Raw genomic sequence first — 16,205 nt, 5'->3', positions numbered from 1 at the left:
TCAGCATTCCACCACGTTGACGGCGAGGCCGCCCATCGCGGTTTCCTTGTACTTGTCGCTCATGTCGCGGCCGGTCTGCCGCATGGTCTCGATCACGGTGTCCAGCGAGACCCGGTGCGTGCCGTCGCCCCACAGGGCCATCTTGGCGGCGTTGATCGCCTTCCCCGCGGCGATCGCGTTGCGTTCGATGCACGGGATCTGCACGAGCCCGCCCACGGGGTCACAGGTGAGGCCGAGGTTGTGCTCCATCGCGATCTCGGCTGCGTTCTCGACCTGCTCGGGAGTGCCGCCGAGAACGGCGGCCAGCGCGCCGGCGGCCATCGACGACGCGGAGCCGACCTCGCCCTGGCAGCCGACCTCGGCGCCCGAGATGGACGCGCGGGTCTTGTAGAGCGCGCCGATCGCGGCAGCCGTCAGCAGGAACTCGATCGCGATGTCGTCGCGCGAGCCGGTCCCCGCGGCGGGCGAGTACTGCTCCGCGTAGTGGAGGACCGCCGGGATGATGCCCGCGGCGCCGTTGGTGGGGGCGGTGACGACCCGGCCGCCGGCAGCGTTCTCCTCGTTGACGGCGAGGGCGACGAGGTTCACCCACTCCTGCCAGAACCGCGGGTCGCGGTCGGGGTCTTCGGCGCGGAGCCTGTCGTGCCAACCGGGGGCGCGACGGCGCACGTCCAGCCCGCCCGGGAGCACGCCCGACGACGCTATTCCGGCGGCCACGCACTCGTGCATCGCGTCGCGGATCGCGAGGATGCCGGCGTCGACGGCGTCGTCGGTGCGCCGCGTGCATTCGTTGCGGCGCACGACCTCGGCGATCGAGAGCCCCTCGCGGCGACACAGCGTGAGAAGCTCGTCGGCCGAGGCGAACGGGTAGGGCACGGCGGTCGCGTCGGCCGTCGTCGGCGCGGCGCCGTCGCGCACGATGAAGCCGCCGCCGACCGAGAAGTACAGCGCGGACGCGATCTGCGCGCCTTCGGCGTCTGTCACGGCGAAGCGGATGCCGTTGGTGTGGCGTTCGAGCACGGTGAACGGCTCCCGCACGATATCGGAGGTCCGGAACGGGACGGCCGGGCCGCCCGCCAGCACGACCGTGCCGTCGCGTTCGATGCGCGCGGTGCGCGCCGCGACCTCGTCGGCGCGGATGTCGTCGGGACGGCATCCTTCGAGCCCCAGCAGCACGGCGGCGAAGGTGCCGTGACCTTCACCGGTCGCGGCCAGCGATCCGTACAGGGTGACGGCGAGCCCCGTCGCGGCGGTCAGCTCGTCCCCGAGCCGCGCGACGAAGTCGGCGGCGGCGCGCATCGGCCCGACGGTGTGCGACGACGACGGCCCGATCCCGATCGTGAACAGGTCGAACACGCCGATGTACGGCGGGGGTGCAAGAGCGTCGGTCAAGGGGAACTCCGTTCTGGCCACCCCGGGGCGGGGTCGCGGCGAGTTCCTCCCGCTCTGTCATGGGCCTGAGAGTTTCCACGCGGCGCACCGCGCTTGCCCCGTCGGCGGACGCCTGGGCGTCGCTTTCCAGAGTGACCTCACCGCCACGGTACGTGGGCCTGAGAGATTCCGGGAGGGGTTGCTCCTACGGCACACCACGCTGCGGCGGTGTTCTCCCGTGACGGGTGAAACGGTCTGTGCTGTTGTGGGCTCGAGTCTAGCGGGCGTCGGGCATCACCGCGGATGCCGCGCCCGACGCGATACGGCCCGCTCGGAAGGTCACCCGGTGCAGCGGCCGGTCGAGACCGTCGGGCCTTGCGCGGATGCGGCCCCGAGCGCCGGCGCGAGCTCGGCGACCGTCATCGCATAACCGCGGCCCTCGCCGTCGGCGCCGCGGGCGAAGACGACTCCGGCGACCTCGCCGTCGGCCGTCAGCAGCGGACCGCCCGAGTTACCCGGCTGCACGTCCGCGGCGAGGGCGTAGACGGCGCGCGGCGTCGAAGAATCGTCGTAGATGTCGGGGACGGGCACGGTGCCCTCCGAGAGCACATCGGCACCGATGCTCGTGAACGGGCCGCCCAGCGGATATCCCTGCACGGCCGCACGATCACCGGGCGCGAGCTGCTCGGTGAGGGGCAGCGCCCGCGCGTCGAGGGATCCCACGGCGATGACGGCGAGGTCGTCGACCGGGTCGAAGTACACCACGCGTCCCTCCGCCGCCGAGCGCCCGGGCAGTTCCACGACGGGCGCGTCGACGCCGGCGACGACGTGCGCGTTGGTGACGACGAGGTCGTCGGCGACGACGAAGCCGGAGCCGGTGAGGGACACGCCGCACGCATACGCGGTGCCGCCGATGCGGGCGACGGATGCGGCGGCCTGCTGCAGCTCGGGATCGTCCAGGGCGATGGGCGGCGCCGTGGGAGCCTGCTCGAACTCGAACAGCGCGCCGAGCGTCGGGATCCCCTCGTCGACGACGAGCGCCCGCAGCTGGGCGAGAGCGGTGTCCATGGGTGGCGGCGTGAGGTCGTCGATCCAGCCGAGCACCTTGGAGGACGCGACGGCCGACGAGACCACCGGTGTGCCGGTGGCGGTGACCGACTGGCCGACCATCAGCAGCACGAGGGCGGTGGCGACCGTTCCGACGGCGGCGCCGAGCGTGCGATCGAGCCAGCTGAGCTTCACGCGGTCGACGCCGCGGCGCACGACCCGGCCGATGGCGGATCCGACAGCGCCGCCGAGGAGCACGAGGGCCACCGTGGCGCCGATGGTGGCCGCGCCGCGCCAGGCGGCATCCGGCACGAGCGGACCGACGAGCGGCACGAGCCATGCGGACACGAACGCGCCGACGACGAGCCCGGCGATGGTGCCGATGGTCGCGACGAAACCGCGGCTCAGGCCGATCGCGAACGCGACGATCAGCGCTGCCACGACGATGACGTCGACCACGAACACGGGCACCTCCGACTCCCGAGGCTACGGGCACGAGCTTTGAGATCCCCGCATGCGCCGCCGCCGAGTTCGCCGGTCGCGCGCCGAGCTCGCCGGTTGCGCGCCGAGCTCGCCGGCGATCTCGCGCACCGACCGGCGATCTCGCGTGTCATGCGGCGAACTCGCGAGGCGATCGGTTCGGCCGCGCAGGCACGGCCACCCCGGCTTGCACTTCGTGTCAGCGTGACAATAAGATGCATCACGGAGTTACAGTCATGTCTACCCTAACCGAGCATCCGCACCCCGAGCAGATTCGCGTCGCCGTCTCGACCGTGATCTTCTCGCTGCGCCGCGACCCCGGCGACGACCGCGCACGCGTCGTGATGCCGCTCGTGCGCCGCACCCGCGACCCGTTCGAGGGCCGCTGGGCACTTCCCGGCGGATGGCTCGGCGACGTCGAAGGTATGGAGGCCGCGGCCTCCCGCACACTCGCCGAGACGACCGGACTCGCCCCGAGCTACCTCGAGCAGCTCTACGCGTTCGGGGACGTCGACCGCTCCCCCACGCGCGTCGTGTCGATCGTCTACTGGGCGCTCGTGCGCGAAGACGAATCCCGTGCGACCGCACAGGAGAACGTCGCGTGGTTCGACGCGACCACCCACCCCGAGCTCGCCTTCGACCACGACCACATCGTGCGCTACGCGCTGTGGCGCCTGCGCAACAAGGTCGGCTACAGCCGCATCGCGCACGGACTGCTGCCCGACCTGTTCACCCTCGCCGACCTCCGCGAGGTGTACGAGGCGATCCTCGGCCGCAGGCTCGACCCCGCGAACTTCCGCCGCCAGGTCGAAGGCTCGGCGACCCTCATCCCCACCGACGAGCGCCGCGGCGGCAGCCACCGCCCCGCGCGCCTCTACCGCTACAACCACGACGTCGAGCTCGCCGAGCGCGGGCCGCTGCCCGATTGACGAAAGGCGCGAACCATGGCCGCCACCCTCCTCACGCTCCAGCCGCGTCCGGTCGACCCGTCCGTCGACCACGGCATCCAGGCGATCGTCGCCGGGGCCGCCCCGGGCGAGACCTGCAACACCGACCTCGCCGCCGGCCCGTGGGAATTCGACGCCCGCCCCGGCTACGGTCCGGGATCGTCGATGGGCGACGTCATCCCCACCGGTGCACCCCGGCAGGGCGAGCTGCCCGCCGAGTACCGGGAGGCGAGCGAGGAAGAGCTCGACCGCCGCATCCGCGCGGCGAAGCAGACCCTCGGCGACCGCGTAGTGGTGATGGGCCACCACTATCAGCGCGAGGAGATCATCGTCCACGCCGACCACACCGGCGACTCGTTCCAGCTCGCCGGGTTCGCGCAGCAGCATCCGGATGCCGAGGCCATCGTGTTCTGCGGCGTGCACTTCATGGCCGAGACCGCCGACCTGTTGTCGCGTCCCGACCAGGCCGTCATCCTCCCGAATCTCGCCGCCGGATGCTCGATGGCCGACATGGCCTCGATCGACGAGGTCGAGGAGTGCTGGGAGCAGCTGGCCGAGATCTACGGCGACATGGACGAGGCGGATGCCGACGGCCTCGTGCCGGTGATCCCGGTGACGTACATGAACTCCTCCGCGGCGATCAAGGGCTTCGTGGGCCGTCACGGCGGCATCGTCTGCACGTCGTCGAACGCGCGCACCGTGCTGGAATGGGCGTTCGCCCGCGGCCGCCGGGTGCTGTTCTTCCCCGACCAGCACCTGGGGCGCAACACCGCCAAGGCGATGGGGGTCCCGCTCGCGCAGATGCCGATGTGGAACCCGCGCAAGCCCCTCGGCGGATCCGACGAGGCGACGCTCGACGATGCCCGCGTCATCCTCTGGCACGGCTTCTGCTCGGTGCACCGCCGGTTCACGACGGCCCAGATCGACAAGGCCCGCGCCGACCACCCCGGCGTCCGCGTCATCGTGCACCCGGAATGCCCGATGGACGTCGTGGACGCCGCCGACGAGGCAGGATCGACCGACTACATCCGCACCGCGATCGCCGCGACGACCGAGCCGACCGTGTTCGCGGTGGGCACCGAGGTGAACCTCGTGCAGCGGCTCGCGGCGCAGCATCCGCAGCACGAGATATTCTGCCTCGACCCCGTCGTGTGCCCGTGCTCGACGATGTACCGCATCCACCCCGGCTACCTCGCCTGGGTGTTGGAGGGACTCGTCGCCGGCACAGTGCTCAACCGGGTGACGGTGCCGGCGGACGTCGCCGACCCCGCGCGGGTCGCACTCGAGCGGATGCTGGCGGCACGGCCGTGACCACGCCGCACGTGGTCGTCGTCGGCTCCGGGATCGCGGGGCTCACCGCGGCCCACCACGCCGCGGCGGCCGGCGCGCGGGTGACCCTTGTGACGAAGGCGTCGCTCGCGGAGTCGAACACGCGCTACGCGCAGGGCGGGGTCGCCGCGGTCATGTTCGACGACGACCGCGTCGCCGACCACGTGCGCGACACGCTCATGGCCGGGGCCGGCCTCGGCGACCCTGCCGCCGTGCGCGTGCTCGCCTCCGAGGGTCCCGCGCGCATCCGCGAGCTCGTCGCGGCGGGGGTCGCCTTCGACCGCACCGCCGACGGCGCCTTCGTCCGCGGACTCGAGGCCGCACACTCCTACCCCCGTGTGCTGCACGCGGGGGGCGACGCGACCGGCGCCGTGATCGAGGCCGGCCTGATCGCCCGCCTCCGCACCGACGGCGTCGAGATCGTCGAGGGCGCACTGCTCACCGAACTGCTGACGGACGGCGGACGCTGCGTCGGGGTCGAACTGCTCGTCGCCGGCGCCCTGCGCACGGTGCGGGCGGACGCCGTCGTGCTCGCGACCGGGGGCGCCGGGCAGCTCTACGCGCACACGACCAATCCCGCCGTCGCGACCGGTGACGGCATCGCCGCGGCGCTGCGGGCCGGCGCCGAGGTCGCCGACCTCGAGTTCGTGCAGTTCCATCCGACGGTGCTCGCCGCCGGTGATGCGTTCCTCGTCTCCGAGGCGATGCGCGGCGAGGGCGCGGTGCTGCGCGACGCGCGGGGGCACCGCTTCATGGTCGACGTGCACCCCGATGCCGAGCTCGCGCCCCGCGACGTCGTGGCCCGCGCGATCGTGACGGCCATGGCCGCGCAGGACGGACGCCCCGTGCTGCTCGACGCCACCGGACTGCGCGCCACTCCCGCCGCGACGGCCGACTTCCTCGCCGAGCGCTTCCCGACGATCGACGCCGCCGTCCGCGCCCGCGGACTGGACTGGGCGCGCGAGCCCATCCCCGTCACCCCTGCGGCCCACTACCTCATGGGCGGTGTCGTGACCGACCTCGACGGCCGGACGTCGATCCCCGGTCTGTTCGCCGCCGGCGAGGTCGCCCGCACCGGCGTGCACGGCGCGAACCGCCTGGCCTCGAACTCGCTGCTGGAGGGCGCCGTCTTCGGCGCCCGTGCCGGCCGAGCCGCCGCGTCGGCCCCGGCATCCGCACCCGCGCCCGGCCTTCCCGTCCGCGAGGGGTCGCAACACGCGGCGCCCGCCGCGGACGCATCGCGTGTCGCGACCCCTCGCGCACCGATGCGCCGCGCGGAGCTGCAGCAGCTCATGTGGGAGTGCGCGGGTGTCGAGCGCGATGCGGCGGGGCTCGCGCACGCGGCGCGCGTGCTCGACGGCCGGGCGATGCCGGAACCGACGGATGCCGCCGCCCGGGAGGACGCGAACCTGCTCGTCGTTGCCCGCGCGGTCGTCGCCGCCGCCCTCGCCCGCACCGAGTCGGTCGGCGCGCACTTCCGGCGCGACGCCGCCGCCTCGTCCACAACTCCGGAGATCCACGCCGTGTCGCCGCTCGAAAACGCTTCCGGTCGCCGCGATCGCGCGGATCTCCGGAGTTCCGAACAGCAGGAGGTCGCCTGATGCTCACCGCCGCCCACATCTCCCGCGTCGTGCAGGCCGCGCTCGAGGAAGATGCGCCCTGGGGCGATCTCACCAGCTCGTCGCTCATCCCCGCGGATGCCGTCGCGACGGCGGATCTGATCGCCCGGGAGCCCGGGGTCTTCAGCGGCGGCGCCGTGTTCGCCGCCGCGTTCACCCTCACCGACCCGGCGGTGCACGTGACGCAGACCGTCGCCGACGGCGCGGCGTTCGACGTCGGTGACGTGCTGGCCACGGTGACCGGACCCGCCCGCGGGGTGCTGACGGGTGAGCGGGTCGCCCTGAACTTCGTGCAGCGGATGTCGGGCATCGCGACGCTGACGGCGCGCTACGTGGAGCAGGTCGCGCACACCGGCGCGCGGATCGCCGACACCCGCAAGACCACACCGGGGCTGCGCGCGTTCGAGCGTCACGCGGTGCGCTGCGGCGGCGGCCACAACCACCGCTTCTCCCTGTCGGACGCCGTCATGGCCAAGGACAACCACCTCGCGGTGCTCACCGCGGGCGGCGCGCCGGTGACGCAGGCCCTGCAGGGCGCGATTGCCCGACTCCCCCACACCGCGCACGTCGAGGTCGAGGTCGATCATCTCGACCAGATCGAGGCGGTGCTGGCGGCCGGGGTCGACACGATCATGCTCGACAACTTCACGCTCGAGCACCTGCGCGCGGGCGTCGAGAAGATCGCCGGGCGCGCGCAGATCGAGGCATCCGGCGGCGTCGACCTGACGAGCGTCCGCGCGATCGCCGAGACCGGCGTCGACGTCATCTCGGTCGGCGCCCTCACCCACTCCGCGCCGGCCCTGGATCTCGGGCTGGACGTGCGCATCGAGGTGTGATGCTCTACCTCGATCACGCCGCGACGACACCGGTGCGCCCCGAGGTGCTGCAGGCGATGCTGCCGCACCTGTCCGACCGCTTCGGCAACCCGTCGAGCCACCACACCGTCGGCGAGCGGGCAGCCGGAGCGCTGGCCGACGCGCGCGCCCGCGTCGCCGCGTTCGTGGGCATGCGGGCCGGCGACATCGTGTTCACCTCGGGCGGCACCGAGGCCGACAACCTCGCGATCAAGGGCATCACGATCGCCGCGGCACTGCGCTCCGGCATCCCCGGCCATGTCATCACGTCGATGATCGAGCACGAGGCCGTGCTGGCGTCGTGCGCGTACCTCGAACGCGTCCACGGCGTGCAGGTCACCCGCCTGGCGGTCTCGTCGACCGGCCGCATCGACCCGGATGCCGTCGCCGCGGCGCTGCGGCCCGACACCGCGCTCGTGAGCATCGGGTACGCCAACAACGAGATCGGCACCGTGCAGGACGTCGGCGCGATCGCCGCCGCCACCGCACGCGTGCCGCTGCACCTCGACGCGGTGCAGGCGGCCGGCTGGCTGGCACTGTCCGGCACCGGCGCCGACGCGCTCTCGATCGCGGGACACAAGATCGGGGCGCCGCAGGGCACCGGAGTGCTCGCCGTGCGCGGCAGGATCCCGCTCGAGCCGCTGCTGCACGGCGGCGGTCAGGAACGCGGACGGCGCTCGGGCACGGAGGACGTCGCCGGCGCCGTCGGATTCGCCACCGCCCTGGAACTCGCCGAGGCGGAACGTTCCGCCGACGCCGCGCGCGTCGGCGCTGTGACGACGGCGTTCATCGACGCCGTGCTCGCCACCGTCCCGGACGCGCGCCTGACCGGCGACCCGGTGCACCGGCTGCCGGGCACGGCGAGCTTCACGTTCACCGGAACGTCGGGCGAGGCCGTGCTGCTCGAACTCGAGCGCCGCGGCGTCGTCTCGTCGAGCGGCTCGGCGTGCGCAGCCGGCGACAGCGACCCGTCGCACGTGCTGCTCGCGTGCGGCGTCGCCCCGGATGTCGCCCTCACCGCGGTGCGCTTCACGTTCGGCCACGGCGGGTCGCCGGATCCGGCGCAGCTCGCCGCGGCGGTCGCCGCATCCGTCACGGCAGTACGATCGACCGGGTGAGCACGCCGGTCGTCACCGTCATCGTCCCGGGGCGCGATGTCGGCGAGTTCGCCGCCGAGGCGCTCGCGTCGCTGCGCGCGCAGACCCTCGACTCCTGGTGCGCCGTGCTCGTCGACGACGGTTCCACCGACGCGACGACGGCGATCTTCGCGGATGCCACGGCCACCGACCCGCGCTTCTCGCTCGTGCGTCACGACATCCCCCGCGGTCTGGGCGCCGCCCGAAACGCGGGTCTCGACCTCGTGCAGACGCCCTTCGTCGGATTCCTCGACGCCGACGACGTCATGACGCCGTCGGCGCTCGAGCGCCTCGTCGGTGCCCTCGACGCGTCGGGAAGCGACATCGCCGTCGGCGCGTACGTCCGGCTTCGGCCCGATGCCGACGGCGGATACACGCCGGGGATCGTGCAGCCGTGGGTGAGCGCCGCGACCGCCCCGCCCCGGGCCGGCACCGACCTGACCGCTCACCCCGACGTCTCGGGCAACATCGTCGCGTGGTCGAAGGTGAGCCGCATCGAGCTGTGGCGTCGGGCGGAGGTGCGCTTCCCCGAGGGGAAGCTGTACGAGGACCAGCTCGTCGCGCAGCGCCTCTACACGCTGGCGCGCGGCATCGACGTCGTGCCCGACGTCGTGGTGCACTGGCGCGAACGCGCCGACGGCTCTTCGATCACCCAGCACAAGGATGCCGTGCCCGTACTCGCCGACTACCTCGAGGCGATGCGAGGCGGCATCGCCGTGCTCGACGCCGCGGGGCACGCGGCCGCCGCGCGTTCCCGGGTGCGGCTGATCCTCGACATGGACGTGCCACCGCTCGTGCGCATCGCGCAGGGCCATCGCGACGACGCGTACCGTCGCGCGCTCGGCGCCTTCGTGCGCGACCTCGCCGCGCGTGCGGAGGACGAGGAGATCGTGCTCGACTCCGATTCGGCCCCGTTGCTCTCTGCCGCTCGACTCTGGTGAACGCGGCACGCCGTCGAGGCCCGCGGGTGACCGCGACGGCGACGACGCCTATGCTGGCGCCCATGACCGATGCATCCGCAACGCCGCTGCCCGCCACGCCCGACGGGCCCGACCTCGGCGAGCTGCGCGAGGAGATCGACGAGCTGCAGGAGCAGTCCACGCAGGACCTCGTCTCGCCGACGCCGAAGGCCGTCGAGGAGGATGAGCCGACGCCGGAGCCGACCGACGCGATCGGCTCCGAGGACTGGCCGGACGCCGAGCGCTCCTGAGCCTCGCTGAGTCTCCCCGAGCCTGCTGAGCCGCGGGGAGTTCCTCAGGCGTCCTCCTCGAACTGCTCGATCCGCGCCGCGGCGATCTGCTCGGCGGCCAGCTGGGCGTAGAGGCCTCCCGCCGCGAGCAGTTCGAGGTGGGCGCCGGATTCGACGATGCGCCCCGCCTCGACGACGTGGATGACGTCGGCGCCGACGACCGTCGAGAGCCGGTGCGCGACGGTGAGCGTCGTGCGCCCTCGCGCGGCGGCGTCCAGCGCCTCCTGCACGACCCGCTCCGAGACGGTGTCGAGGGCGCTGGTGGCCTCGTCCAGCAGCAGCACCGGCGGGTCTTTGAGCAGCACCCGCGCGATCGCGATGCGCTGCTTCTCGCCGCCCGACAGCCGGTACCCGCGTTCGCCGACGACGGTGTCGTAGCCGCGCGCGAACGACGTGATCACGTGGTGGATGTTCGCCGCCGTGCACGCGGAGACGAGCTCGGCATCCGTGGCATCGGGCTTTGCGTAGCGCAGATTCTCGGCGATCGAGGCGTGGAACAGGTAGGTCTCCTGCGACACGATCCCGATCTGCTCGATGATCGAGTCTGCCGCGAGCTCGCGTACGTCGGCGCCGGCGAACAGAACCGTGCCGCCGGTCGCCTCGTACAGGCGCGGCGCGAGATAGAGCACGGTGGTCTTCCCCGCCCCCGAGGGACCGACGAACGCGACGTGCTGACCCGGCTCGGCGACGAAGGACACGCCGTCCAGCGACGGCCGCGTCGAGGGCGCGGCATCCGGATACCGGAAGACGACATCGCGGAACTCGATGCGTCCGACGGGACCGGGAGCGTCGTCCACCCGGGCGGCGCGCGGGGGGTCGGCGATCGCGGGTCGCAGATCGAGGTACTCGAAGATGCGCGCGAAGATCGCCGCCGAGGTCTGCAGGTCGAGCGAGACGCGCAGCAGCCCCATGAGCGGCTGCAGCAGCCGCGCCTGCACGGTCGTGAACGCGACGATCGTCCCCGCGGTGATCGCGTCGGTGCCGGCGCCGATGAGCCACCCCGCGACGAGGTAGATGAGTGCCGGGACCGACGCCATGATCACCTGCACGACGGCGAAGAATCCCTGACCGCTCATGGCGCGTTTGATCTGCAGGGCGACCTGGTTGCGGTTCTCGTCCTGGTATCGCGCCGATTCTGCGCCCTGCCGGTTGAACGCCTTCGACAGGAGCACGCCGGACACGCTCAGGGTCTCCTGCGTGATCGAGGTGAGCTCCGACAGCGACTCCTGCGTCTGCCCGGCGATCCGCGCGCGCACCTGACCGACGCGCCGCTGCACGAGCACCAGCACGGGCATGAGGGCGACCGAGATGAGCGTCAGCCGCCAGTCGATGATGATCATGGCCACCAGCGCCGAGACGACCGTCACGGCGTTGCCCAGGATGCTGGTGAGCGTGTTCGTGAGCACACCCGACACCGCGCCCACGTCGTTCTGGAGGCGCGATTGGATGACACCCGTCTTGGTGCGGGTGAAGAAGGCGAGTTCCATCGACTGCAGGTGTTCGAACAGCCGCACCCGCAGATCTCCGGTCACCCGGTTGCCCACCGTCGAGGTCAGCCAGGTCTGCACGACCCCGATGGCCGCCGACAGCAGGTACAGCCCGATGGTGGCCGCGACGAGCTGTGCCAGCAAGGGCAGGTCGGGGGCGCCACCGTCGACCGGGAAGAGCGCCTCGTCGAAGATGCGCTGCACGATCAGCGGCGGGATGACCGCGATCGCCGCGCCCAGCACGACCAGCGCGCCGGTGACGACGAGGCGACCCGTGTAGGGGCGGAAGAGCGCCACCACTCGGCGTCCCAGTCCCTCGATGTGGGGGGCATCGGCGTTCTGCCGACGCTGCGCCGCCTCGTCCACGCCGCGGAACCCGGGTCGCCCGCCGGGATGTCCGCCGCCTGGCCCACCCATACTCATGACCAAATCGTGTCACCGGATCGGGAATGCCGTGTCGGACCGCGCCGTTAGGGTGAGAGTTCGTCCCGGCTCTCGGGTCGACTTCCCGCGCTCATCCACGAGGAGTCCCCCTTTGGCTACCACCGACACCGTCCGCACCGTTCCGGCCACGCCGCCCACCACCGTGGGCGCGAAGGAGAACCGGGTCATCTGGCTGCTGCTCGCCGCCGCATTCGTCGCGATCCTCAACGAGACGACGATGGGCGTCGCGATCCCCCACCTCGTGCACGACCTCGACATCACCGAGGTCACCGCGCAGTGGCTCACCACCGCGTTCATGCTGACGATGGCCGTCGTCATCCCCACCACCGGGTTCCTGCTGCGCCGCTTCTCGACGCGTGCGATGTTCGCCACCGCGATGGGACTGTTCTCCACCGGCACCCTCATCGCGCTCGTCGCTCCGGGCTTCGAGGTGCTGCTCGTCGGCCGCGTCGTGCAGGCATCCGGCACCGCGGTCATGATGCCGCTGCTGATGACGACCCTCATGACGGTGGTCCCCGCGCACCTGCGCGGTCGGATGATGGGCCGCGTGAGCGTCGTCATCTCGCTCGCCCCCGCGATCGGGCCGACGATGTCGGGCCTCGTGCTCGACAACCTCAGCTGGCGCTGGATCTTCGCGATCGTCCTGCCGATCGCCGTCCTCGCCCTCGCGGTCGGGGTCAAGTGGATCCAGAACCTCGGCGAGACCAGCCACGCCCCCCTCGACATCCTCTCGGTGTTGCTGTCGGCCCTCGGATTCGGCGGTCTCGTGTTCGGCCTCAGCCAGATCGGCGGCGGCGGTCACGGTGGGGCGACCGACGCGGCCGCCCAGGCCGCCTCGGGGCTGGCGACCGTCACGCTCGTCGTGTCGCTGTCGATCGGCGTCGTCGCCCTCGGCCTGTTCGTGTGGCGTCAGCTCGTGCTGCAGAAGGTCGACGACGCGCTGCTCGATCTGCGCATCTTCCGCTCCGCCAACTTCTCGCTCTCGGTGGCCCACTTCGCGGTCATGTCGCTCGCGTTCTTCGGCACGATCACGGCCCTGCCGCTGTTCATGCAGGGCCCGATGGGCATGTCGGCCACGGATGCCGGGCTCGTCGTGCTGCCGGGCGCCCTCGCGATGGGCCTGCTCGGACCCGTCATCGGCCGCATCTACGACCGCTGGGGCACGCGCGTGCTGCTGCTGCCGGGCACCGTGATCGTGCTCGCCATCCTGTGGTGGTTCACGACGCTCACCGAGTCCACGCCGGTGTGGGCACTCGTGGTCACGCAGACCCTGCTGTCGGTGGGGCTCGCGATGTCGTTCACGCCGCTGTTCACCGCGTCGCTGGGCTCGCTCGAGCCGAAGTACTACTCCTACGGCTCCGCGACGGTCTCGACGATCCAGCAGGTCGCCGGAGCGGCCGGCATCGCCCTGCTCATCACGGTCATGTCCTCGGTGAGCGCGTCGCAGGCCGCGGCCGGGGCTGCCGAGGCGGCCGCCGGCGCCGCCGGAGCCCGGGCGGCGTTCCTGCTCGCGGCGATCATCGGCACCCCGCTGCTGATCAGCGCGTTCTTCATCCGCAAGCCCGCCGACGCGCCGGAGGGCATGCCCGCCGGTCACTGACCGGCGCAGCACGGCCGACTCGCATCCCGCGCACGGCGCAGCGCACCCGCGGCGCCGTGTGAGGATCGAAGCGGTGAGGAGAGCCCGATGATCGACCGACTACGCCTGCGCACGACGGGCACCGCGGCCGTCGAGGACGTCTGGCAGCGATTCGTCCCCTCGGCGCGCCTGCACGGCGTCGTCCCCCACCGGTTCGCGTTCGCCTGGGACTCGGCCACCGTCGACGGTCTGGCGGTCATCGAGTACGAGCTGAACGCCGCCGTGCACTCGCGCGTGGCCCCCGACGAGCAGCTCATGGTCTGCCGTCTGGTCGCCGACGACGGCGGCGCCTGGGACACGCACGGCCCCCTCGTCTCCCGGCTGCCCTGGGCCACCACGGAGCGTCCGGTCGAGGCCCGCTGGGACGGGCGGGCACGGGTGCAGGCGTTCGTCTTCGATCGTGCCGAGGCGCAGCGGCAAGCGCGGCGGATGACGGGAGACGACGCCTTCGTGCTGGGCATCGCCGACGCGCGTCCCGACCCGGCGGTCGGCGGAGCGTGGCAACGCGCCTTCCGCTACGCGGCCCAGACGCTCCGTGATCCGGCATCCGATCCCGCACCACTGCTGCACACGGAGGTGGCACGGCATGCGCTGCACGTGACACTCAGCGCCTTCTCCCCCGCATTCGCCACCGCCGTCGACGGGGCGACGCAGCGATCCGCGGCGCCGGCGACCGTGCGACGCGCACTCGCTTTCATCGACGCGCACGCGCACGAGCCGATCACGGTCGACGACATCGCCCGGGCCGCGGGCATCACACCGCGCGGGCTGCAGTACGCGTTCCGTCGCGCGCTCGGCACGTCCCCGCGCGACCGACTGCGCCAGGTGCGCCTCTCGGGAGCACACGCCGACCTGTGCGACCCGCATGCCGGGAGCGTCGGCGAGATCGCCGCACGCTGGGGCTTCGGCCACGGTGCCCGTTTCGCCGCGCTGTACCGCGCGGCCTACGGGGTCAACCCGGCGCAGACCCGTCGCGCGCACCGCTGACGTTCGCGGATCGCACATCCGTTTCGCGTGGCGGACCCGCCGTCGGCCCGGTGGTCCCCTCCGGGTGACGATGGCGTCCGGGAGGCCGCCGCGTGGGACGTCTGGTGTACGAGCAGTCGGTGAGACTGGAGATCGACGATCGCACCCTCGCGCATCTGCAGGTCGTCATCGCCGAGAAGCTGCGACGCGGCGAGTCCTTCTACTTCTCCTGGTCGCAGCCGCCGCACGAGGGCAGCGGCCGCAGCGTCATGTGGCTGCATCCCGACGCGTCACTGCAGTTCTCGTACCGGCGCAGGCGGTCCGGCGCGCTGTCCCTCGCCTGGATCGAGCTCCTCTCCGAGGAGGCCAACTCCCCCGCGGGGTTGCAGCTGGTCGAGGAGCCCGAAGCCGGGGTGGACGCCGACGCCGGAACGGCCGACCTCTGAGCCCGGATGATGCACACCCGGGTGCGGCGCGCAACCCCGCTCCCGCACCGCAACGGTCGCCCTAGCGTCGGAGCATGTCGACGCTGACGTTCGGGATCGAAGAGGAGTTCGTGCTCCTGGACCCGTCGTCGCTCGCGACCGTCGACGTCGGCGCACAGGCGGTCGCCGAGCTGCGGGCCGCGGGAGCGGGCGTGACGCACGAGTTCCGCGCGTCACAGGTCGAATACGTCTCCCCCGTACTCACCCGTGCCGCCGAGGCTCTCGCGGAGCTGACGGTCTTCCGGCGGCACCTGTATGACTGGTCGCGCGCGCACGGCGTGCTCGCGTGCGGCGCGGGCACTCCGTACGACATCGGTGCGGGATCGCGTGTGCATGCCGACGCCCGTTACGAGCGGATCGCCGACGACATCGCCGGACTCGCCGACGAGCACCAGATCAACGGGTTGCATGTGCACGTGGCGCGCACCGACCGTGACGACGGTGTCGATGCCTCGAACGCCCTCCGCCCGTGGCTTCCGCTGCTGCTGGCCCTGTCGGCGGACTCACCGTTCTGGCGCGGCCGCGATACCGGTTTCGCCAGCTGGCGCGCCCTGCACGGCCGGCGCTGGACGACCCACGGCATCCCGCCGCTGTTCGCGGATGCCGCCGACCTCGACCGCACCGTCTCGGCGCACGGCGGACTCGGCGCGACGAGCGACGCGGGCACCGTCAACTGGAACGTGCGCGTGTCGGCGACGCATTCCACCGTCGAAGTGCGCGTGTGCGACGCGCAGCTGTCTGCCGACGACGCCGTGCCCCTCGCTGCGCTCATCCGCGCACTCGTCGACGGGCGCACGCGCGATGTGCGTCCCGTCGAACCGGCCGCCGGCGTCTGGGACGCCGCTCTCTGGCATGCCGCGCGGCATGGCCTGTCGGGCACCCTCCTGGACCCCGTGAGCGCGACGGTGGGCCCGGCGCGGCACGCGGTGCGCTCGCTGCTCGCTGCGGCGGGTCCGGCGCTTACCGCACACGGCGACCTCGACCTCGTCGAGGGATTCCTCGGACGGATCCTGCGCTTCGGCACGGGGGCGAGGCGCCAGTGGGACGCCCGCCGGCACGGCGTGCCCGCCCTCGCGCAGCTGTATCGCGACGCGATGGCTCACCCGCAGCATGAGGCGCGACGAACGGCGTCGGCCCGGGTGCCGTGAACCG

General features: G+C 72.5%; 14 protein-coding genes and 1 riboswitch. Of the genes, 11 read left to right on the top strand and 3 right to left on the bottom strand.

Annotated features, from left to right (window positions below; all coding sequences use genetic code 11):
* Positions 1 to 1,392, bottom strand: a complete 1,392-nt coding sequence (locus C7474_RS05920; protein WP_241965142.1) for an L-serine ammonia-lyase — start codon at positions 1,390 to 1,392, stop codon at positions 1 to 3.
* 136 nt (positions 1,393 to 1,528) lie between these two features.
* Positions 1,529 to 1,620: riboswitch (glycine riboswitch) on the bottom strand.
* Between the two features lie 90 nt (positions 1,621 to 1,710).
* Positions 1,711 to 2,889: a MarP family serine protease gene (locus C7474_RS05915; protein ID WP_338418392.1), complete on the bottom strand. Its 1,179-nt coding sequence runs from the start codon at positions 2,887 to 2,889 to the stop codon at positions 1,711 to 1,713.
* Positions 2,890 to 3,134: 245 nt separating this feature from the next.
* Between C7474_RS05915 and C7474_RS05910 the strand changes: the two genes are divergently transcribed.
* From C7474_RS05910 to C7474_RS05880, 7 genes are all read left to right on the top strand, one after another.
* Positions 3,135 to 3,827, top strand: a complete 693-nt coding sequence (locus tag C7474_RS05910) for an NUDIX hydrolase (RefSeq protein WP_121058062.1) — start codon at positions 3,135 to 3,137, stop codon at positions 3,825 to 3,827.
* Positions 3,828 to 3,842: 15 nt separating this feature from the next.
* The gene (gene nadA / locus C7474_RS05905; protein WP_121058061.1) at positions 3,843 to 5,156 is read left to right on the top strand and encodes a quinolinate synthase NadA; all 1,314 of its coding nucleotides are present in this window, start codon (positions 3,843 to 3,845) and stop codon (positions 5,154 to 5,156) included.
* Positions 5,153 to 6,775 carry an L-aspartate oxidase gene (nadB, locus tag C7474_RS05900; protein ID WP_121058060.1) on the top strand — a complete coding sequence of 541 codons (1,623 nt, stop codon included), beginning with the start codon at positions 5,153 to 5,155 and terminating at the stop codon, positions 6,773 to 6,775. The genes nadA and nadB overlap by 4 nt, the downstream gene beginning before the upstream one ends.
* Complete coding sequence (gene nadC / locus C7474_RS05895) at positions 6,775 to 7,629, top strand: carboxylating nicotinate-nucleotide diphosphorylase (RefSeq protein WP_121058059.1); 855 nt, start codon at positions 6,775 to 6,777, stop codon at positions 7,627 to 7,629. Before nadB ends, nadC begins: the two co-directional genes overlap by 1 nt.
* On the top strand, positions 7,629 to 8,765 hold the full coding sequence (locus tag C7474_RS05890; RefSeq protein WP_121059276.1) for a cysteine desulfurase family protein: 1,137 nt from the start codon (positions 7,629 to 7,631) through the stop codon (positions 8,763 to 8,765). The genes nadC and C7474_RS05890 overlap by 1 nt, the downstream gene beginning before the upstream one ends.
* Entirely contained in the window at positions 8,762 to 9,724 is a 963-nt protein-coding gene (locus C7474_RS05885; protein WP_121058058.1) for a glycosyltransferase family 2 protein, read from the top strand. Before C7474_RS05890 ends, C7474_RS05885 begins: the two co-directional genes overlap by 4 nt.
* A gap of 62 nt (positions 9,725 to 9,786) precedes the next feature.
* Positions 9,787 to 9,993, top strand: coding sequence for a hypothetical protein (locus C7474_RS05880; protein ID WP_121058057.1), 207 nt, complete (start codon positions 9,787 to 9,789; stop codon positions 9,991 to 9,993).
* 44 nt (positions 9,994 to 10,037) lie between these two features.
* Here the strand turns inward: C7474_RS05880 and C7474_RS05875 are convergent, their stop codons facing one another.
* Entirely contained in the window at positions 10,038 to 11,936 is a 1,899-nt protein-coding gene (locus C7474_RS05875) for an ABC transporter ATP-binding protein (RefSeq protein WP_121058056.1), read from the bottom strand.
* Between the two features lie 118 nt (positions 11,937 to 12,054).
* Here C7474_RS05875 and C7474_RS05870 point away from each other — a divergent pair, with 118 nt between their 5' ends.
* The 4 genes from C7474_RS05870 to C7474_RS05855 all read left to right on the top strand — a co-directional run bounded on the left by C7474_RS05870 (position 12,055) and on the right by C7474_RS05855 (position 16,201).
* Positions 12,055 to 13,563 carry an MDR family MFS transporter gene (locus C7474_RS05870; RefSeq protein WP_241965141.1) on the top strand — a complete coding sequence of 503 codons (1,509 nt, stop codon included), beginning with the start codon at positions 12,055 to 12,057 and terminating at the stop codon, positions 13,561 to 13,563.
* 87 nt (positions 13,564 to 13,650) lie between these two features.
* Entirely contained in the window at positions 13,651 to 14,589 is a 939-nt protein-coding gene (locus C7474_RS05865) for a helix-turn-helix transcriptional regulator (RefSeq protein ID WP_121058054.1), read from the top strand.
* Positions 14,590 to 14,681: 92 nt separating this feature from the next.
* Positions 14,682 to 15,014, top strand: a complete 333-nt coding sequence (locus C7474_RS05860; RefSeq protein ID WP_121058053.1) for a DUF7882 family protein — start codon at positions 14,682 to 14,684, stop codon at positions 15,012 to 15,014.
* A 74-nt stretch (positions 15,015 to 15,088) separates the two neighbouring features.
* Positions 15,089 to 16,201 carry a carboxylate-amine ligase gene (locus C7474_RS05855; protein WP_121058052.1) on the top strand — a complete coding sequence of 371 codons (1,113 nt, stop codon included), beginning with the start codon at positions 15,089 to 15,091 and terminating at the stop codon, positions 16,199 to 16,201.
* Positions 16,202 to 16,205 lie beyond the last annotated feature (4 nt).

Source organism: Microbacterium telephonicum (assembly GCF_003651225.1).
Taxonomy (GTDB): Bacteria; Actinomycetota; Actinomycetes; order Actinomycetales; family Microbacteriaceae; genus Microbacterium; species Microbacterium telephonicum.
The sequence above is the reverse complement of the archived record's forward strand: the minus strand, read 5'-3'. Positions and strand labels throughout refer to the sequence as shown.

What these genes read in the sequence shown, in the direction of transcription:
- nadC (WP_121058059.1), top strand. Translation starts at nt 6,775, where the DNA reads ATGCTCACCGCCGCCCACATCTCCCGCGTCGTGCAGGCCGCGCTCGAG.
- C7474_RS05855 (WP_121058052.1), top strand. Translation starts at nt 15,089, where the DNA reads ATGTCGACGCTGACGTTCGGGATCGAAGAGGAGTTCGTGCTCCTGGAC.
- C7474_RS05890 (WP_121059276.1), top strand. Translation starts at nt 7,629, where the DNA reads ATGCTCTACCTCGATCACGCCGCGACGACACCGGTGCGCCCCGAGGTG.
- C7474_RS05875 (WP_121058056.1), bottom strand. Translation starts at nt 11,936, where the DNA reads ATGGGTGGGCCAGGCGGCGGACATCCCGGCGGGCGACCCGGGTTCCGC.
- nadA (WP_121058061.1), top strand. Translation starts at nt 3,843, where the DNA reads ATGGCCGCCACCCTCCTCACGCTCCAGCCGCGTCCGGTCGACCCGTCC.
- C7474_RS05880 (WP_121058057.1), top strand. Translation starts at nt 9,787, where the DNA reads ATGACCGATGCATCCGCAACGCCGCTGCCCGCCACGCCCGACGGGCCC.
- C7474_RS05865 (WP_121058054.1), top strand. Translation starts at nt 13,651, where the DNA reads ATGATCGACCGACTACGCCTGCGCACGACGGGCACCGCGGCCGTCGAG.
- C7474_RS05910 (WP_121058062.1), top strand. Translation starts at nt 3,135, where the DNA reads ATGTCTACCCTAACCGAGCATCCGCACCCCGAGCAGATTCGCGTCGCC.